18 protein-coding genes are annotated in these 16,273 nt (G+C 63.9%); 9 read left to right on the top strand and 9 right to left on the bottom strand.

Annotated features, from left to right (window positions below; all coding sequences use genetic code 11):
* Window positions 1-450, top strand: a 450-nt coding sequence (locus tag EN932_RS12830; protein WP_206618929.1) for a substrate-binding domain-containing protein, incomplete at its 5' end; no start/stop codon positions are given.
* A 16-nt stretch (window positions 451-466) separates the two neighbouring features.
* Here the strand turns inward: EN932_RS12830 and EN932_RS12825 are convergent.
* Together EN932_RS12825 and EN932_RS12820 are read right to left on the bottom strand one after the other, a co-directional pair.
* Window positions 467-1,195: an SDR family oxidoreductase gene (locus EN932_RS12825; protein ID WP_127369222.1), complete on the bottom strand. Its 729-nt coding sequence runs from the start codon at window positions 1,193-1,195 to the stop codon at window positions 467-469.
* 129 nt (window positions 1,196-1,324) lie between these two features.
* The gene (locus EN932_RS12820; RefSeq protein WP_063172635.1) at window positions 1,325-1,786 is read right to left on the bottom strand and encodes a MarR family winged helix-turn-helix transcriptional regulator; all 462 of its coding nucleotides are present in this window, start codon (window positions 1,784-1,786) and stop codon (window positions 1,325-1,327) included.
* Window positions 1,787-1,851: 65 nt separating this feature from the next.
* On the opposite strand from EN932_RS12820, the gene EN932_RS12815 reads away from it, so the two are divergent.
* The 3 genes from EN932_RS12815 (at window position 1,852) to EN932_RS12805 (ending at window position 4,337) form a co-directional block, all read left to right on the top strand.
* Complete coding sequence (locus EN932_RS12815) at window positions 1,852-2,250, top strand: cupin domain-containing protein (protein WP_164753815.1); 399 nt, start codon at window positions 1,852-1,854, stop codon at window positions 2,248-2,250.
* Window positions 2,251-2,361: 111 nt separating this feature from the next.
* Window positions 2,362-2,961, top strand: a complete 600-nt coding sequence (locus EN932_RS12810) for a YdeI/OmpD-associated family protein (RefSeq protein WP_127369223.1) — start codon at window positions 2,362-2,364, stop codon at window positions 2,959-2,961.
* A 242-nt stretch (window positions 2,962-3,203) separates the two neighbouring features.
* A complete protein-coding gene (locus EN932_RS12805; RefSeq protein ID WP_245469232.1) occupies window positions 3,204-4,337 on the top strand; it encodes a transporter substrate-binding domain-containing protein in 1,134 nt (377 codons plus the stop codon).
* A gap of 91 nt (window positions 4,338-4,428) precedes the next feature.
* Here EN932_RS12805 and EN932_RS12800 read toward each other — a convergent pair whose 3' ends face one another.
* A complete protein-coding gene (locus tag EN932_RS12800; protein WP_024501716.1) occupies window positions 4,429-4,734 on the bottom strand; it encodes a hypothetical protein in 306 nt (101 codons plus the stop codon).
* Window positions 4,735-4,992: 258 nt separating this feature from the next.
* Here EN932_RS12800 and EN932_RS12795 point away from each other — a divergent pair, with 258 nt between their 5' ends.
* Window positions 4,993-6,615 (top strand): ABC-F family ATP-binding cassette domain-containing protein, encoded by a 1,623-nt coding sequence (locus tag EN932_RS12795; protein ID WP_128338106.1) that lies wholly within the window; start codon window positions 4,993-4,995, stop codon window positions 6,613-6,615.
* Window positions 6,616-6,618: 3 nt separating this feature from the next.
* Here EN932_RS12795 and EN932_RS12790 read toward each other — a convergent pair whose 3' ends face one another.
* Entirely contained in the window at window positions 6,619-7,059 is a 441-nt protein-coding gene (locus EN932_RS12790) for a hypothetical protein (RefSeq protein WP_024501715.1), read from the bottom strand.
* Window positions 7,060-7,316: 257 nt separating this feature from the next.
* Between EN932_RS12790 and EN932_RS12785 the strand changes: the two genes are divergently transcribed.
* From EN932_RS12785 to EN932_RS12770, 4 genes are all read left to right on the top strand, one after another.
* Window positions 7,317-7,673 carry a hypothetical protein gene (locus tag EN932_RS12785; protein ID WP_127370500.1) on the top strand — a complete coding sequence of 119 codons (357 nt, stop codon included), beginning with the start codon at window positions 7,317-7,319 and terminating at the stop codon, window positions 7,671-7,673.
* Window positions 7,674-7,705: 32 nt separating this feature from the next.
* Window positions 7,706-7,852 (top strand): hypothetical protein, encoded by a 147-nt coding sequence (locus EN932_RS12780; RefSeq protein WP_263499075.1) that lies wholly within the window; start codon window positions 7,706-7,708, stop codon window positions 7,850-7,852.
* A gap of 273 nt (window positions 7,853-8,125) precedes the next feature.
* Entirely contained in the window at window positions 8,126-9,115 is a 990-nt protein-coding gene (locus EN932_RS12775; RefSeq protein ID WP_024501713.1) for a TAXI family TRAP transporter solute-binding subunit, read from the top strand.
* An 85-nt stretch (window positions 9,116-9,200) separates the two neighbouring features.
* The gene (locus EN932_RS12770; RefSeq protein WP_024501712.1) at window positions 9,201-11,258 is read left to right on the top strand and encodes a TRAP transporter permease; all 2,058 of its coding nucleotides are present in this window, start codon (window positions 9,201-9,203) and stop codon (window positions 11,256-11,258) included.
* 322 nt (window positions 11,259-11,580) lie between these two features.
* Here the strand turns inward: EN932_RS12770 and EN932_RS12765 are convergent, their stop codons facing one another.
* The 5 genes from EN932_RS12765 to EN932_RS12745 form a co-directional block, all read right to left on the bottom strand.
* A complete protein-coding gene (locus EN932_RS12765; RefSeq protein WP_024501711.1) occupies window positions 11,581-11,826 on the bottom strand; it encodes a MoaD/ThiS family protein in 246 nt (81 codons plus the stop codon).
* Window positions 11,814-14,084 (bottom strand): xanthine dehydrogenase family protein molybdopterin-binding subunit, encoded by a 2,271-nt coding sequence (locus EN932_RS12760; protein ID WP_127385280.1) that lies wholly within the window; start codon window positions 14,082-14,084, stop codon window positions 11,814-11,816. The genes EN932_RS12765 and EN932_RS12760 overlap by 13 nt, the downstream gene beginning before the upstream one ends.
* A gap of 1 nt (window position 14,085) precedes the next feature.
* On the bottom strand, window positions 14,086-14,562 hold the full coding sequence (locus EN932_RS12755) for a (2Fe-2S)-binding protein (RefSeq protein WP_013530647.1): 477 nt from the start codon (window positions 14,560-14,562) through the stop codon (window positions 14,086-14,088).
* Window positions 14,562-15,422 carry a xanthine dehydrogenase family protein subunit M gene (locus EN932_RS12750; RefSeq protein ID WP_063168619.1) on the bottom strand — a complete coding sequence of 287 codons (861 nt, stop codon included), beginning with the start codon at window positions 15,420-15,422 and terminating at the stop codon, window positions 14,562-14,564. The genes EN932_RS12755 and EN932_RS12750 overlap by 1 nt, the downstream gene beginning before the upstream one ends.
* A 230-nt stretch (window positions 15,423-15,652) precedes the next feature.
* Window positions 15,653-16,273: helix-turn-helix domain-containing protein (locus EN932_RS12745; RefSeq protein ID WP_164890474.1), on the bottom strand; the 621-nt coding region annotated here is incomplete at its 5' end.

Raw genomic sequence — 16,273 nt, 5'->3', positions numbered from 1 at the left:
GCTCCGGGGCAGGGCAGCACCGGGCATGACCTGGCTGCCCTTGGCACGCTCTCCTTCGTGGCAACGGAGCCCGGATGTATCTACCGACACATGTTCGACACGGCCTTTGCCGAGGCGGGCGCTGCCGCACCCAGACTTGCCAACGAGGTCGGCAGTATCGGCGCCATTGCGCGGCTGGTGGCGGCCGGCGCGGGGCTCGCCCTCGTTCCACGCCTGGCCGTCACGGATGCGCTGGCACGCGGCGACATTGTCGAAATGCGATGGCCCGGCCAGATGCGGACAGCGCCGCTGGTGATGATCTGGCGCCGCCGGCGCGTCCAGCTGCCGGCGCTTAAGCAATTGCTCACTGCCGCGCGCGACACGCTGGTGCCGGCCCTGCAGCCCGCCAAGGCTGGTTCAGGACTTGAATCGTCGAACCGCTCCAAGGCCTTGTTTGCAAACAACTCCTGACGGAAGCAGCGGCGGTTCAGATCAGGCGGTGGCCGCCCTCGACATGCAGCGTCGTTCCCGTGGTAAAGCCATTGCCGATCAGGAAGGCAATGGCGTCGGCGATATCATCGGGTTGGCCAATCCGCCCGACCGGCAGCTGCTTGGCCATCGCGGCCAACGTCTCGTCCTTCCTGTCGCCGGCCACTTGCGCCCAGATCGTGGTGTCGACCCAGCCGGGCGACACGGCATTGACGCGGATCGGCGCCAACTCGACCGCCAGCGCCCGCACGAGGCCTTCGAGCGCTGCGTTGACAGCAGCAACGACGGAGCCGCGTGCGGCTGGGCGATAGGCGGCGATACCGGAGACGAAGGTCATGGAGCCGGATGCTGCCAGCCGCGGCGCACCGTGCTTGGCGAGCAGCAGCGGGCCATACAGCTTGCTCTCCACCACCCTTTGCGCCGCCTTCAGGTCAAGCTCCGGCAGCAGCCGGTAGGCGCCTTCGATGTCGGCTGCGGTGCTGACGATGTGGTCGAGTCCGCCAATCGCTGCGAACAGCGCCGAGACCTGGTCTTCGCGCGCGATGTCGACGACGGCCGTCTCCAGCCCGGCGGGATTGCCGAGCGCCTCGCGCGCCTGCCGCAGCCGGTCTTGGCCGCGCCCGGCGATGACAACCGCCGCACCGGCCTCCACGCAGTGCCGGGCCAGCGCCAGACCCATGCCGGAGCCGCCGCCGACGATCAGGATTTTCTGTTTCGAAATGCTCATTTCGCTCTGCCTTTGCTTGAATGGACAAGGGCAGGAATTGGCAGTTCGGCGCGACAGAAGGAAACGGAAGAAACCGATAGTGCCATCGGAAAGGCCGATGGAGCAGGGCGGACGAGCGCCGTCTCTGGCTCAGCGCACCAGCGGACTTTCCCAGACGACAAACAGCAGAGCTTTCAGCTGGGCAAAGCGCTCCTGCCCAAGTTCGGTGCGCCATTCCTCCTCGATGTCGTGCAGGATATCGACCATTTTCCAGAACGCGGCATGACCGCGTTCGGTGGACCGCACCACGCGCGCACCGCCATCGCCGGGAATGTCGGAGCGGACGAGGTAGCCGTACCCTTCGAGACTGCTGAGCAGCTGGTTGATGGCCTGTTTGCTCATGCCGGCACGCTCGGCGATGGTCCCGGGCCGCGCGCCGTCCGGTCCGGGAAACTGCAACACCGCCATATGCGGCAGGCGCAATTCGTCGAAACCGGCGGCGTTGAGCTCCTTGATCAGCCGCCGCTGGATCGCTTGTGCCGGCACGCGCAGCAGGGCGCCGATCAGCAGGTTCTCGGTCTTGGTCTGTAGAACTTCCGTTGAGGTGGGCATTGACGATCCGGTAAATTGAGTTTACTGATAGCGAGTAAATGTAATTTACCGGAGGGGTTTGCGCAATGTCGGTCATGAATCTTCAGGTCAATCCAGCCAATGAGACCATCGGCGACAAGGGGCTGTCGATTCGCTTCCTGGTGACGGGCGACAGTTCGAACGGCAGCATCGCCGCCTTTGAGTTGAGGGTTGCCAGCGGACTGCGCCTGCTGGCGCCGGCGCACAGCCATGATCACTACGAAGAGACGATCTACGGCATTGAAGGGGTGCTGACCTGGACCGTCGACGGCAAGCCGATCGAGGTCGGACCGGGAGAAGCGCTGTGCATCCCGCGCGGCGCAGTCCGAGCACGAGCATGGCAGGTATTCCGGGACTTTCTACAGTGGGGCGGGAAGAAAAATGTCCGGACCGACGGGCGTGAAGGAACGCCGTGCGCGCCTGCCAAGTTTGCTGCCGGAAACTGACGCAATTCATGCCACGATGCTGGCCAATGACGATGGGCATGATGCCGGAGGCAGGACGACAGTGAGAGCGATGACGCGAGCGGCAACAGCATCGAACGGACAGGCCGACTGATGGCGCCGATCAAGGTCGATCCCGACAAGGTTCATGAATTTGCGGATCCTGCCGGCTTCTACGCCTGGCTGAGCAAGCACCACGCCACGGAAACCGAAGTCTGGATCAAGATGCACAAGGTGGGGTCCGGATTGAAATCGATCACCCCCAAGCAAGCCATCGACGTGGTGCTGTGCTTCGGCTGGATCGATGCGGTGCGCAAAGGGTTGGACGACAAGAGCTTCCTGCAGCGCTACACGCCGCGCGGCAGGAAGAGCATCTGGAGCCTGATCAACATCGACAATGTGGCGCGGCTGGTCGAGGAGGGCCGCATGACCGAGCATGGGCTCAAACAGGTCGAGACGGCCAAGGCCGACGGGCGCTGGGCGCGCGCCTATGGCAGCGGCAAGGAGATGAAAATTCCCGATGATTTGCAAGCGGCCATAGACGCCGAACCCGCTGCGAAGGCGATGCTTGAAAAACTCAACGCGCAAAACCGCTTCGCGCTCGCCTTCCGCATTCACAACATGAAGACCGAGGCCGGGCGCAAGAGGAAGATCGAAGCGTTTGTGGCAATGCTGAAGCGCGGTGAGACGATCCATCCGCAAGGCAGGAAGTGAGGGTTTGGCGCGAATTCGTCTTCGGCGCCGCAAGCCTGTCCTCACGGGATCCCTCGTTGCGCGAAGCGCTTCAGGATTTGAATCGCGAAATTGTTCCAACTGCTTGTTTTCGCGCAATTCGGGGTCGGCGTGGCGCGGCCGCTTCAGCAACGACATCGCCGGTGGACGGAGGAGGGCACGGCGGCTACCCTTCGAAAGCCGCGACGATCGAGCGGCGGACCGGTCGCTGGGAGTCGTTGCCGTTGAGAAGAGTTGCTTCGTGGACGATGGCGCTGGGTCTCATTGTCATCGTCGCGTGTGTGGGAGCCGGGGTCACGCTTGCCCAGACTTCGCCCGATCAGACTTCTCCCGACCTGGCTTCCCCCTCGGCCTCGCCGGCAAAAGAGATCTCGGTCGGGATAAAACAGGCGCCGCCTTTTGCGTTCAAGCTGCAGGACGGCAGCTGGTCGGGATTGAGCATCGACCTCTGGCAGAAAATGGCCGGGCGGCTCAACCTGCGCTTCCACTATGTCGAAGTGCCTGCCGTGCAGGACCAGATCGATGGCGTCGTCAGCGGCAGATTCGATGCGGCGATGGCCGCGATCACGGTCACGGCCGACCGCGAAAAGGCCGTCGACTTCACGCAGCCCTTCTTCACGACCGGGCTCGGCATCGCGACGCCGCTCAACAACCAGCCGTCATGGCGGCCGGTGCTGCATGCCCTGACGTCGTTCGGCTTCCTGCAGGCGGTTCTGGCGCTGGTCATCATATCGGTGGTGGTCGGCGTCCTCATCTGGATGTTCGAACGCCGGCACAATGACGATTTCGGCGGCGGCGTCGCCAAGGGACTGTTTTCCAGCATGTGGTGGTCGACCATCGCCGCGACGCAGGCCAGCACCGGTGATTTCGGCCCGCGAACCGTGCCGGGGCGCGCGCTGGCCGCGCTCTGGATGATGGGATCGATCATTGCGATCGCGGTGTTCACTGCGGGTGTCACATCGGTGCTGACGGTGACGCAGATGGAAGGCATGGTGCAGGGCGAAAGCGATCTCGCCGCGGTCAGGGTCGGCGCGGTGCAGAGCTCGTCGACGGCGTCCTATCTGGATTCGACCCAGATCCGTCATCAGGACTTTGCCTCGATCCAGCAAGGCCTCAACGCGCTTCGCGCCGGCAAGATCGACGCGCTGGTGCACGACAAGCCGCTGCTTGGCTGGCTGGTCGGGCAGAATTACGCGACAAGCCTGCAGATTCTCGATGCGACCTTCGACCAGCAGCAATATGCCATTGCGCTGCCGCTCGGCAGCCCGTTGCGCAAGTCTCTCGATGTCGCCCTCCTGCAGACCATCGAAAGCGATTGGTGGAAGCAGGCCGTCTTCCAGTATCTGGGCGAGAAGTAGCCGGCAGCAATTTCAGCGGTGCTATGCGCTGGAAGAACCGCCGTCGCTATCCGAGAGTGGCGGCCTGTCTTTCAGGGATGGATGGTTGCTGTCACTGGTCCAGGTCGACCGGTGTCACGCCAAGAAGTTTCAGGGCATTGGCATAGGTCCGGATGCCTTGCGCCTGCTTGCGCTCGGCACAGAACCGGTTCGCCTTGTCCTGGAGTGCCGTTGCCTCGGCGATCTGGCTCGCACTGGCACCGGGTTTGGCTTTGGTCTGGATGGCTCCGTCGAGTTGAAGACCGAGCCGGCTGCAATATTCGCTCCGGGTGACCGCCGCATCCGACTGTGCGACCGCAAGCACGGCGAGCGAAATGCCTGTCAGGGCACCCATCCATCCGGTCGAACGTCGTTGCATGTTTCGGGACCATTTCTTCGCGTTGTGCCGCAGGCCGCGTGACCGCCGCGAGGGTGGTTATGACAGGCGATGTTTTCGCGAGTTTTTCCCGGATGTTGAATCTTGTTTCTGGAGTGTGTCTGGCGGTGAAGCTGCCAATCTCCCCCACGAGGGGGGAGATCGGCGGTGTGCGGCGCTTGCGCCTCTTCCTTTGCGGCTATCCTTCGCGTAAGGCGCCGGGCAAATCGTTTCACGCAAGCAAAATTCCCCGGACACCGCATGATCAGACTTGAAAGCATCAGCAAGCAGAACGGCCGTCAGCTTGTCTTCATCGAAGCGTCGGCGTCCCTGCAGAAGGGCGAGAAGGTCGGCCTCGTCGGGCCGAACGGCGCCGGCAAGACGACGCTGTTTCGCATGATCACCGGCCAGGAGCAGCCAGACGAAGGCCAGGTGCAGGTCGATCGCGGCGTCGCCATCGGCTATTTCAGCCAGGATGTCGGCGACATGGAAGGCCACAGCGCTGTCGCCGAAGTGATGAACGGCGCCGGGCCGGTCAGCGAAGTCGCGGCCGAAATGGCGGCCCTCGAGGCGGCCATGGCCGATCCCGAGCAGGCCGACCAGATGGACGAGATCATCGAAAAATATGGCGAGGCGCAGCACCGCTTCGAGGAACTCGACGGCTATGCGCTGGATGGCCGCGCCCGCGAAGTGCTGGACGGTCTCGGCTTTTCGCAGGAGATGATGGACGGCGATGTCGGAAAGCTGTCCGGCGGCTGGAAGATGCGCGTGGCGCTGGCCCGCATCCTGTTGATGCGGCCCGACGCCATGCTGCTCGACGAGCCGTCGAACCATCTCGACCTGGAGAGCCTGATCTGGCTGGAATCCTTCCTGAAGAACTATGATGGCGCGCTGTTGATGACCTCGCACGACCGCGAGTTCATGAATCGCATCGTCAACAAGGTGGTCGAGATCGACGCCGGTTCGCTGACCGCCTATTCCGGAAACTACGAATTCTACCAGCAGCAGCGGGCGATCGCCGACAGGCAGCAGCAGGCTCAGTTCGAGCGCCAGCAGGCGATGCTGGCCAAGGAGATCGCCTTCATCGAGCGCTTCAAGGCGCGCGCCTCGCATGCCGCGCAGGTGCAGAGCCGGGTGAAGAAGCTGGACAAGATCGACCGCGTCGAGCCGCCGAAGCGCCGTCAAACCGTGTCCTTCGATTTCCTGCCGGCGCCGCGCTGCGGCGAGGATGTCGTGACGCTGAAGAACGTCCACAAGGGCTATGGCAGCCGCAGCATCTATGAGGGGCTCGACTTCCAGGTCCGCCGCCGCGAGCGCTGGTGCATCATGGGCGTCAATGGCGCCGGCAAGTCGACGCTTCTGAAGCTGGTCGCCGGCGCTTCCGAGCCCGATACCGGCACGGTCGCGCGGGGCCCAAGTGTCAAGATGGGATATTTCGCCCAGCACGCCATGGAGGTGCTGGAAGGCGAGCGCACTGTGTTCCAGACACTGGAAGACGCGTTCCCCCAGGCCGGCCAGGCGCCGCTCAGGGCACTCGCAGGCTGCTTCGGCTTTTCCGGCGACGAGATCGAGAAGAAATGCCGTGTGCTGTCAGGCGGCGAGAAGGCGCGGCTGGTGATGGCGCTGATGCTGTTCGACCCGCCCAACCTTTTGGTGCTGGACGAGCCGACCAACCATCTCGACATCGCCACCAAGGAGATGCTGATCACGGCACTTTCGCAGTACGAGGGCACCATGCTGTTCGTCTCGCACGACCGGCATTTTCTGGCGGCGCTCTCCAACCGCGTGCTGGAGCTGACGCCCGAAGGCATCCACACCTATGGCGGCGGCTATACGGAATATGTCGAGCGGACGGGGCAGGAAGCGCCGGGCCTGAGGAGCTAACGGCTACCTCAGCGAGATGCTCATGCCGCTGAGGTCGGCGTTGACCTGCAGGCCGACCTGCCTGCCCGTCAATTCGAGCTGGGCGCCCTTGTCATTGGTCATGACGATCACCTGAGCCCCCTTGCCAAGCGCGCCGCCACCGCCCGCCGCACCGTAGACCCCGGTCACATCCCGCGCACGTTTGATGTGGCGCACGGTACCTCGGAAATAGGTCTTGGAAACGCCGAAGGCGAGACCGCCCGAGACGCCGCCGACCGAGATGGGATAGCGGCGGCCATGGAAGGTCAGCGTTCCTTCGCCTCCGGAGCCACCGACGAAGAAGGCCGCCTTGTAGACGGCGAAGCGGATGGTGCCGCTGTCGGCATGCGCGGCGCTGGCAAAGCCGATGCTTGCGGTGGCGATGGCGGCAACCGCGATGGAACGAAATCCGGATGAAATCTTCATGGTGAGAACTCCTCAATGTCGCCGCTTTGCCGGCCGGGATGTCAGCGTGGGATCAAAGCTACAACTGAACAGTCTCGCCCGTGGTTTGGTTCCAGGCCCCGTGATTTGGTTCCAGGCATCGTTCGAATCCGGCTGCGGGAAGGCCGGGGAGAGGGCGGCGGGTTGCGGAGGGTGGGGAGGGCACCTGACCGCAGCTATCGCCTTGTGGGATGAACAGGTCTATGCAGGCCCTTCACAAGGCTTAGGAGAGGCTTCGGATGAGAAACGCAATCTGCCTCGCATTGACTGCGGCAGTGGCTGGGTGCGCGACCTCCCCGGTCGACTATGAGGCGTCGCTTTCGCAGCAGGACCAGAAATGGGCCTCCCCGGCATGCCAGCAGGCCCGCAGGGCGGCTTCGGATTACGAGGCTCGCGAGAAAGAGCATCCGGGATGGGGTTTCGGCGTCCTGCTTGGTCCATACTCGCTGGGGCTCGTAGCAGCCATCAAGGAGCATGAGCAGAAGCAACGAAAGCTGTTCGCCCGCGAAGTGCACCTGCAATGCTCAAGCCTGCCGCTGCCGAAGGAACTGCAGGGCGATTTGAACCCTGCCGTACCGCCGACCAAGTATCCATAGACTGCCGCGCCTTCCGGGCGGAAGGCGCCGGGGTGGCCGCCGTCATTGGCGGCACCTCGATCTTCGGGGGCCGCGGTGTCTACACCGGCACCATCCTCGGCGCCCTGATCCTGACCGTGCTGACGACGCTCTTGACCATCCTGCAGATGCCGGAGGGGGCAAGGCGACGGCTTATTTGAGGGTTGTGGAGGGAGAGATAGGGGCGGGTTAAGGTGAATGGCTGCTTTTGGGCCGAATTCAGACAGGCAGCTTTTGGCGCAAGGATGCGAACTACTGCCGTTCAACCAATGATAAAGGCTCAGATCGAATTTTGGTGCTTCTTCAAAATTTGCACCTATTGAGGATGCGCCACGGCCAGCCCGCGAGGACCGATCCGCTCTCAAAAAGCGTGTACAGGTTGACAACACCTTGGCCGCTGCAACATCCTGCCGGTTTTTAGACTGGGAGGTAGCATGACTATTTCGATCAACCGCCGCACCTTTTCCATAGGCGCGGGCGCTCTGGCTTTGGCTGCGGCCGGATTTTCGCCGGCACGCGCGCAGCAGGCGTTTTTCCGCATCGGCACGGGCGGAACGTCCGGCACCTACTATCCGGTGGGCGGCCTGATCGCCAACGCCATCTCGGCAACCGGGGCGGCCGGCGTCGAAGGCTTGGTCGCCACCGCCACGTCCTCCAACGGTTCGGTGGCCAACATCAGCGCCATCCAGTCGGGCGCGTCCGAATCGGGCTTCACGCAATCCGACGTCGCCTACTGGGCGCATTCGGGCACCGGCCTCTATGAGGGCAAGCCCAAGGTTGACGACCTGCGCCTCATCGCGACGCTTTATCCCGAGACGATCCATTTGGTCGCGCGTGCCGACGCCGGCATTAAGTCGGTGGCGGATCTCAAGGGCAAACGCGTCTCTCTTGACGAGCCGGGCTCCGGCACCATCGTCGATGCGCGACTTGTGCTTGGCGCTTACGGTCTGGCTGAAAAGGACGTGCAGCCCGAATATCTCAAGCCTGGCCCGGCCGGAGAGCGGCTGCAGGATGGCGCCATGGACGCTTATTTCTTCGTCGGTGGTTATCCGACCGGCGCAATCGTTGAGCTTGCCACCACCAACAACATCACGCTGGTGCCGATCACCGGCCCCGAGGCCGACAAGCTGCTGTCCGAGCAGAAGTTCTTCTCCACCGATACCGTGCCGGAAGGCACCTACAAAAATGTCGGCGAAACCAAGACCATTTCCGTCGCCGCTCAATGGGTGACCAGCGCCAAGCAGACCGACGACCTCGTCTACAAGATCGTCAAGTCGCTTTACAGCGACGAAACCCAAAAGGCCCTGCAGGCAGGCCACGCCAAGGGCAAGCTGATCACGCTCCAGAACGCGGTTACCAGCGCTGGCATTCCGTTTCATCCCGGCGCAGAGAAATTCTACAAGGAAGTCGGCACCCTGAAATAAGAGCCATTTGGACCGGCTGACAACAACGAGGCGGAAGGGATGCTTTCCGCCTCTTTTGTCTGGAAATTCAGGACACGGAACCGGCATGAGCGATGACGACAAGATCAAGCTTTCCGCAATGGAGTTCGATGAGGAGAGCGCTCGCGAACTGGAGGAGAAATTCGACTCCGAAATCCGCTTCCGGCCACTGACCCGTGTCGCGGGCTGGCTGGTCGGCTTCCTCCTGGTGGCGCTGTCACTGTTTCACTACTACACCGCCGGTTTCGGCCTGCTGCAGGAAATGCTGCACCGGGGCATCCACCTGTCGATGGTGCTGGCGCTGATCTTCCTCGTCTTCCCGCTGGTGAAGAAAAGCTACGACCAGCCCGCGCGGTCCAGCCTCCTGCGGCCGCTCGGCATACCCCTTTTCGACTGGCTGCTGGCGATCGCTGCGGTCGTCGTCGTCATGCACGTGCCTATGATCCCGCTCGACGACCTTGCCTTCCGCGTCGGCAATCCCACGGCGCTCGACGTGGTGTTCGGCCTTATCCTCATCCTGCTTCTGCTGGAGGCGACGCGCCGCTCCGTCGGCATCCCGCTGCCCATCATCGCCGTCGTCTTCATGGCCTACGCGCTGTTGGGGCGGTACATGCCGAGCATTCTGGTGCACCCCGGCGCGTCCGTCTCCCAGCTTGTCGATCACCTTTATCTGACGACGCAGGGCATCTACGGCATCGCGCTCGGCGTCGTCGCCACCTACGTCTTCCACTTCGTGCTGTTCGGCGTCTTCGCCACCCGCATTGGCCTCGGCCAGCTCTTCCTCGACTGCGCGGCGTGGGTCGCCGGCCGCTACGCCGGCGGTCCCGCCAAGGTGTCGATCTTCGGCTCGGCGCTGTTCGGCATGATTTCCGGCTCGTCGGTCGCCAACACCGTTACCGTCGGCTCGCTGACCATCCCGGCGATGATCAAGCTCGGCTACAAGAAACATTTCGCCGCAGCGGTGGAAGCGGCGTCCTCGACCGGCGGCCAGGTGACGCCACCGATCATGGGCGCAGCGGCCTTCCTGATGATCGAATTTCTCGAACTGCCCTACACGACCATCATCCTTGCCGCCATCGTGCCCGCCTTCATGCACTTCTTTGGCGTGTTCATGCAGGTGCATTTCGAGGCCAAGCGAACCGGCCTCAGGGGGCTCAGGCCGGACGAGATGCCCGATGTCGTCGAGGCGCTGAAGCGGGACTGGCCGACGATCATCCCGCTCGTCGTTCTCATCGGCGTGCTGCTCTCGGGCTACACGCCCTACATGGCCGCCTTCTGGGGCATCACCTTGTGTATTCTCGTCGGCTTGCTCAATCCGCGCCGGCGCATGTCGGTCGCCGACATCGTGACGTGTCTGCGCGACGGCGCCAAATATGCGCTCGCAGTCGGAGCCGCTGCCGCAACCGTCGGCATCGTCGTGGGCGTCGTCACCCTGACCGGAGTGGGCTTCAAGCTGTCCTACATCGTCACATCGACGGCCGGACACCTTTCCCTTCTCTTCGGCACCTTCATCCCCGAGGCGATCTTCTCGGCCCAGGGCCTGACCCTATTGTTCACCTTGATCATGACTGGCGTCGTCTGCATCCTGATGGGCTGCGGCATCCCGACGACCGCGAACTACATCATTATGGTGACGATCGCGGCGCCGGCGCTTGTCATGCTCGGCACCGAGCCGATCGTCGCTCACTTCTTCGTGTTCTATTACGGACTGCTGGCGGACATCACGCCACCGGTGGCGCTGGCGGCGTACGCCGCCGCTGGCATGGCGGGGGCGGACCCGTTCAAGACCGGCAACACCGCCTTCCGGCTGGGGATGGGTAAGGCACTGGTTCCTTTCGTGTTCGTCTTCTCACCGTCCCTGCTGCTGGTGACGAAGGATTTCACCTGGCCGAACTTCTTCCTCGCCTTTTTCGGCTGCGTGCTGGGCATCACCTGCCTGGGCGCCGCGCTATCGCGCTATCTTCTGGTGCGCACACGCCCATGGGAAAACGTGCTGCTCGTGTTCGCCGCCCTGCTTCTGGTGGCACCCGAACTCTATTCCTCGCTACTCGGCGTGGCGCTTTTGGTCCCGGTCCTGCTGCGCCATTGGAACGCACGCCACACTGAAGAGGCGCAACCAGTCTGATCAGCGCCGCACCAACGCAATCCTTCCCGGGGTTTCGACGTCGCGCATATGCGGTGGGCGGACGGAAAGATGAGAGGGCCGACCATCGAGTCCATGACATTCCGCTGCGGGTTCTCGGCGCCGAGCGAGCTTCAGCCTAGTCGCGAAGATGTCCGCTCGTGAGAAGAGGCGATGAGCCGTGGCGATGACCGGCATGGGGCGCAAATCAGACCCTCCTCCCGGTCGAATCCAACAGCGGCTTTTGGCCTTCTTAGAATTACGGTGACAGTGTACTTTTTAGAATTACGGTGACAGTGCACCTTTTACCCTGCCATGTGTCCGCCTATCCCCCCGCCAGCCGCGGCAGCAAAAAAATCTCCGCCCCCTCCGGCAGCTTTTTCGACCACGTATCCCTATAGATCGTCCCGTCGATCGCAACCGCGATGCCCTTGTCGATCAAGGGCTCGAGGCCGGGATACTGTTCAGCCAGCTTCCTGAACAGCTCCCTTATGTCCTTGGCCTCGATCTCGACCTTGCTGTTGCCTCCGGCGGTCGCGGCGAGCGAGCCCCAGAGCGTTACTTCGACCATTCCCGTTCCGCCTCGATCGCCGCCAGGATGCGCGGCGGCGACATCGGGATGTGCGTCATGCGCACGCCCGCGGCGTTCGACACCGCATTGGCGATCGCCGCCAGCGGCGGCACGATCGACGTCTCGCCGACGCCGCGCACCCCGTAGGGGTGGTTGGGGTTGGGGATTTCGAGGATCTGCGTGTCGATCATCGGCAGGTCCGAGCAGACCGGGATGCGGTAGTCGAGGAAGCCGGCGTTCTGCAGCCGCCCGTCCTTGCCGTAGATATACTCCTCGTTGAGCGCCCAGCCGATGCCTTGCGCGGCACCGCCCTGGTACTGGCCCTCGACATAGGTCGGGTGCACCGCCTTGCCGGCATCCTGTACGACCGTGTAGCGGACGACCCTGGCAGCGCCGGTCTCGGGATCGACCTCGATATCGCAGATATGGGTGGCGAAGGAGACGCCGGCGCCATCGGCGACGAGCTCGCTGTGGCCGGCGATCGGCCCGCCAGTCTTGCCCGACTCGACCGCGATCTCCTTCAGCGACAGCTTGCCGAGATTGCCGTGCTTCTCGCCCTTGGCGATCGCGTGGCCCTTTTCCCAGACCACGTCGTCGACGGCAATGTCCCACATCTGCGCGGCGCGCTCGCGCAGGATCTTGATCGCGTTGCGAGCGGCCGAAATCGTTGCCATGGAAGAGGAGAAGGTGCCGCGGCTGCCGTCCGTCATGTCGTTGTAGCCGAGGCTGGACGTGTCGGCGACGATCGCCTTGACCTGGGAATAGTCGATGCCGAGTTCCTCCGCCGCCACCAGCGACAGCGACGCGCGCGAACCACCGACGTCGACCGTGCCGACGGCAAGCGAGACCGAGCCGTCCATGCCGATGTTGAGGTCGGTGCAGGTCTGGCCGCCGAAGTTGAACCAGAAGCCGCAAGCCATGCCGCGGCCCTGGTTCTTGCCCAGCGGCGCCTTCATGTGCGGATGGCTCTTCACCGCCTCGAGCGCCGGGCCGATGCCGATCGGTCCGTAGACCGGACCGTAGGAGGACCGTGTGCCTTCCTGCGCGGCGTTTTTGATCCGGAAGTCGACCGGGTCCATGCCGATCTTCTTGGCCAGCTCGTCGACCGCGCTTTCCACCGCGAAGGCTGCCATGGGTGCGGAAGGCGCGCGATAGGCCGCGGTCTTCGGCCGGTTGACCAGCACTTCGTAGCCGACCGTCTTGACGTTATCGAGCTTGTAGCAGGCGAACGCGGTCATGGCGCCGATCTCGGCCCAGGAGCCGGCATACGGGCCGCAGCTGTAGCGCAGCGTCGCTTCGGCGGCGGTGATCGTGCCGTCCTTGCGGGCGCCGATCTTGACGTCGATCGAGGTGGCGCTGGTCGGGCCCGAGGCGCGGAACACCTCGTCGCGGGTCATCACCAGCTTCACCGGCCGTCCTGCCTTGCGCGACAGCGCCAGCGCCACCGGCTCGGCCCAGACATGGGTCTTGCCGCCAAAACCGCCGCCGATCTCCGAGGAGGTGACGCGCAGTTTCGAGGCTTCCATGCCAAGCAACTGGGCGCAGTGCTGGCGGTAGACGAAATGGCCCTGCGTGCACACCCAGAGGTCGGCGGTGCCGTCGGAGCTGAAATTCGCCACGCAGGCATGCGGCTCGATATAGCCCTGGTGCGTCTGCTCGGTCTTGAAGGAGCGCTCGACGATGAAGTCGGCCTGCCCGAAACCCTGATGGACATCGCCATGGCCAAACTGGCTGCGCTTGGTGACGTTGGAGGGTTTTACCGGCTTTTCCTCAAGGCCCTCGGTGAAGATGGCATCATTGATCAAGGGCGCCGTGTGCTTCGCCGCCTCGTCGACATCGGTGACGTGCGGCAAAAGCTCGTACTCGATCTCGATGAGCTTCAGCGCCTGCCTGGCGGTGCGGGCGTCGATCGCGGCGACCGCGGCCACCGCGTGGCCGTCATAGAGCGCTTTCGTGCGCGCCATGCAATTGTCGAGAACGTCGTACATGGCGGCATCGCCATCGGTGAGGTCCGGCAGGTCGGCCGCGGTGATCACCGCCTTGACGCCGGCGAGCTTTTCCGCCTTCGAAATGTCGATCTTGACGATCCTGGCGTGGGCGTGCGGGCTTCTCAGAACACGCCCGACCAGCTGGCCGGCCATGTTGAAGTCGGCGCCGTAGCGCGCGCGGCCCGTCACCTTGTCGATGCCGTCGGGACGGATCGGACGTGTGCCGACGGAGGCGAATTTACGTCCGGAAAAACGTGGATCGAAATTCATCTCAGGCTCCCTTCATCACGATGGCCGCATCCTGGACGGCGCGCACGATCTTGTCGTAACCGGTGCAGCGGCAGAGGTTCCCGGCAAGGCCGAAGCGGATTTCCTCCTCGGTCGGGTCGGGGTTCTTGGCCAGGAGGTCCTTGGCCGCGATCAGGAAGCCCGGCGTGCAGATGCCGCATTGCAATGCGGCGTGCTCGAGGAATTTCTGCTGCAGCGGGTGCAGCGTATCGCCATGCGCCATGCCCTCGATGGTCTCGACGCGACGGCCTTCAGCCTCGGCGCCGAGCACCAGGCATGAGCACACCAACCGGTCATCGAGGATGATCGAGCAGGCGCCGCAGTCGCCGGTGCCGCAGCCTTCCTTGGCGCCCGTCAGCCCCAGCCGATCGCGCAGGACGTCGAGCAGCGTCTCGTCGGGCTGGCACAGATACTCGACAGCATCGCCGTTGATTGTCGTTGAAACTGCAATTCCAGCCATCATTTGCCTCCTGCACGTGCATAGGCTGATGTGGCGGCCCGCTGGGCCAGCACACCCGCAACTTTTCGTCTGAATTCGATAGTGCCGCGCTTGTCGTCGATGGGACGGCAGGCACCCGCACAGACCTTGGCGAGCCGCTCCAGCGTCGCCTCTTCCAGCCTGGAGCCGACGAGCACCTCCGCGGCCTCTTCGACCAGAAGCACCGTCGCCGCCACGGCGCCCAGCGCCACGCGGGCCGATTTGACGACACCGTGCTCGTCGAGCGTCAGGTTCACCCCGGCGCTGACCACCGCGATGTCCATCTCGGTGCGTGGAATGAAACGCAGATAGGCATCGCCAGACCGCGGCTCGCGCTTGTCGAGCAGGATCGCCTCGATGATCTCGCCTTTGGCCAGCGACGTCTTGCCCGGCGCGGTCGGCACGCTCTGCACGGGGATCGTGCGCCGGCCCGCCGGCCCGACGACCACTGCCCTGGCGCCGGCGGCAACCAGCGCCGGCACGCTGTCGGCGGCCGGCGAGGCGTTGCAGAGATTGCCCACGATGGTGCAGCGGCCCTGCACCTGCTTGGAGCCGATCAGCTTGGCCGCCTCGACGACACCAGGCCATGCCTTCTTGAGGGCGGTGTTCTCTCCCAGGACGGCGCAAGGGACCGCGGCGCCGATGCTGAAGCCTTCAGCCGTTTCCCGGATCTCGCTCAAGCCATCGATCGCCTTGATGTCGACGATCAACTCTGGTTCGGCAAAGCCGCCCTTCATCCTGACCAGGAGGTCGCTGCCTCCGGCGAGGATGGCGGCCGTACCAGCCGACCCGGCCAACTGGCCAACGGCATCTTCTATTGAAAGCGGACGTATGTAGCGCATCGTCTCCCCTTGGTCATCGCGATTTCAGCGACCGTTATAAACAGTCTCCTCATAATGGCTATCCGGTTCGTCATCTGCGGCGATTGGGCCAGGCGCCGCAATATCCAGTCCAACAGGCCGAAAGTGGCGCACTGAATGGCAGCAACCGGCTTTGGAATGATTTTCGTGAAACTTCGGTCTGGATCAAGTGCGCTCATTCGGTTTTGTCCGCTTTTGGACCGGAACGGCGTTTAAGCCGGCAGAGCCGCTGCTTGGCTGCCCCACTGAAGCCCCCTGTGTTCGGCGGCCGTCCGAAACGCCTGCGGCGGCTGGCCAAGGGTACGCAGGAAGGCACGCCGCATGCGTCCGGGATCGCCAAAACCGGCGGCTTCGGCGATGCGCTCAAGCGGGAGATGGCTGGTCTCGATCGCCGTGCGGGCCGTCTCGAGGCGCATGCGCTCTACCGCCTTTGCCGGCGTGACGCCGGTCTCGGACGTGAAGGCGCGGGCGAAGTTGCGGGGACTCATGGCCGCGTGATCGGCCAGGCATTCGACGGTCAGCGGTTCGGCCAGGTTTGCCCGCACCCACTCGATCAGCGCGGCGAAGCGGCCGGTTCGCCCGCCCAGCTCGACGAAGGCCGAGAATTGCGACTGGCCGCCCGGCCGGCGCTGGTGCATGACGATCTGCTGTGCGGTGCGGCGCGCCACTTCAGCGCCAAGGTCATCTTCGACGAGGGCAAGCGCCAGGTCTATTCCGGCCGAGATGCCGGCCGACGTCCAGATGTCGCCATCCCTGATGAAAATACGCTCGGCATCCAGCCTGACCTTCGGGTAGCGGCGGTGGAAGTCGTGACTGCTGGCCCAGTGCGTGGT

It is taken from the genome of Mesorhizobium sp. M7A.F.Ca.US.002.01.1.1 (assembly GCF_004022955.1).
GTDB lineage: Bacteria > Pseudomonadota > Alphaproteobacteria > Rhizobiales > Rhizobiaceae > Mesorhizobium > Mesorhizobium ciceri.
The sequence above is the reverse complement of the archived record's forward strand: the minus strand, read 5'-3'. Positions and strand labels throughout refer to the sequence as shown.

Coding starts and splice junctions, on each gene's coding strand:
- EN932_RS12760 (WP_127385280.1), bottom strand. CDS start 14,084: ATGAATTTCGATCCACGTTTTTCCGGACGTAAATTCGCCTCCGTCGGC.
- EN932_RS12785 (WP_127370500.1), top strand. CDS start 7,317: ATGAGAAACGCAATCTGCCTCGCATTGACTGCGGCAGTGGCTGGGTGC.
- EN932_RS12795 (WP_128338106.1), top strand. CDS start 4,993: ATGATCAGACTTGAAAGCATCAGCAAGCAGAACGGCCGTCAGCTTGTC.
- EN932_RS12790 (WP_024501715.1), bottom strand. CDS start 7,059: ATGAAGATTTCATCCGGATTTCGTTCCATCGCGGTTGCCGCCATCGCC.
- EN932_RS12820 (WP_063172635.1), bottom strand. CDS start 1,786: ATGCCCACCTCAACGGAAGTTCTACAGACCAAGACCGAGAACCTGCTG.
- EN932_RS12825 (WP_127369222.1), bottom strand. CDS start 1,195: ATGAGCATTTCGAAACAGAAAATCCTGATCGTCGGCGGCGGCTCCGGC.
- EN932_RS12815 (WP_164753815.1), top strand. CDS start 1,852: ATGTCGGTCATGAATCTTCAGGTCAATCCAGCCAATGAGACCATCGGC.
- EN932_RS12765 (WP_024501711.1), bottom strand. CDS start 11,826: ATGGTCGAAGTAACGCTCTGGGGCTCGCTCGCCGCGACCGCCGGAGGC.
- EN932_RS12810 (WP_127369223.1), top strand. CDS start 2,362: ATGGCGCCGATCAAGGTCGATCCCGACAAGGTTCATGAATTTGCGGAT.
- EN932_RS12750 (WP_063168619.1), bottom strand. CDS start 15,422: ATGCGCTACATACGTCCGCTTTCAATAGAAGATGCCGTTGGCCAGTTG.
- EN932_RS12770 (WP_024501712.1), top strand. CDS start 9,201: ATGAGCGATGACGACAAGATCAAGCTTTCCGCAATGGAGTTCGATGAG.
- EN932_RS12755 (WP_013530647.1), bottom strand. CDS start 14,562: ATGGCTGGAATTGCAGTTTCAACGACAATCAACGGCGATGCTGTCGAG.
- EN932_RS12800 (WP_024501716.1), bottom strand. CDS start 4,734: ATGCAACGACGTTCGACCGGATGGATGGGTGCCCTGACAGGCATTTCG.
- EN932_RS12775 (WP_024501713.1), top strand. CDS start 8,126: ATGACTATTTCGATCAACCGCCGCACCTTTTCCATAGGCGCGGGCGCT.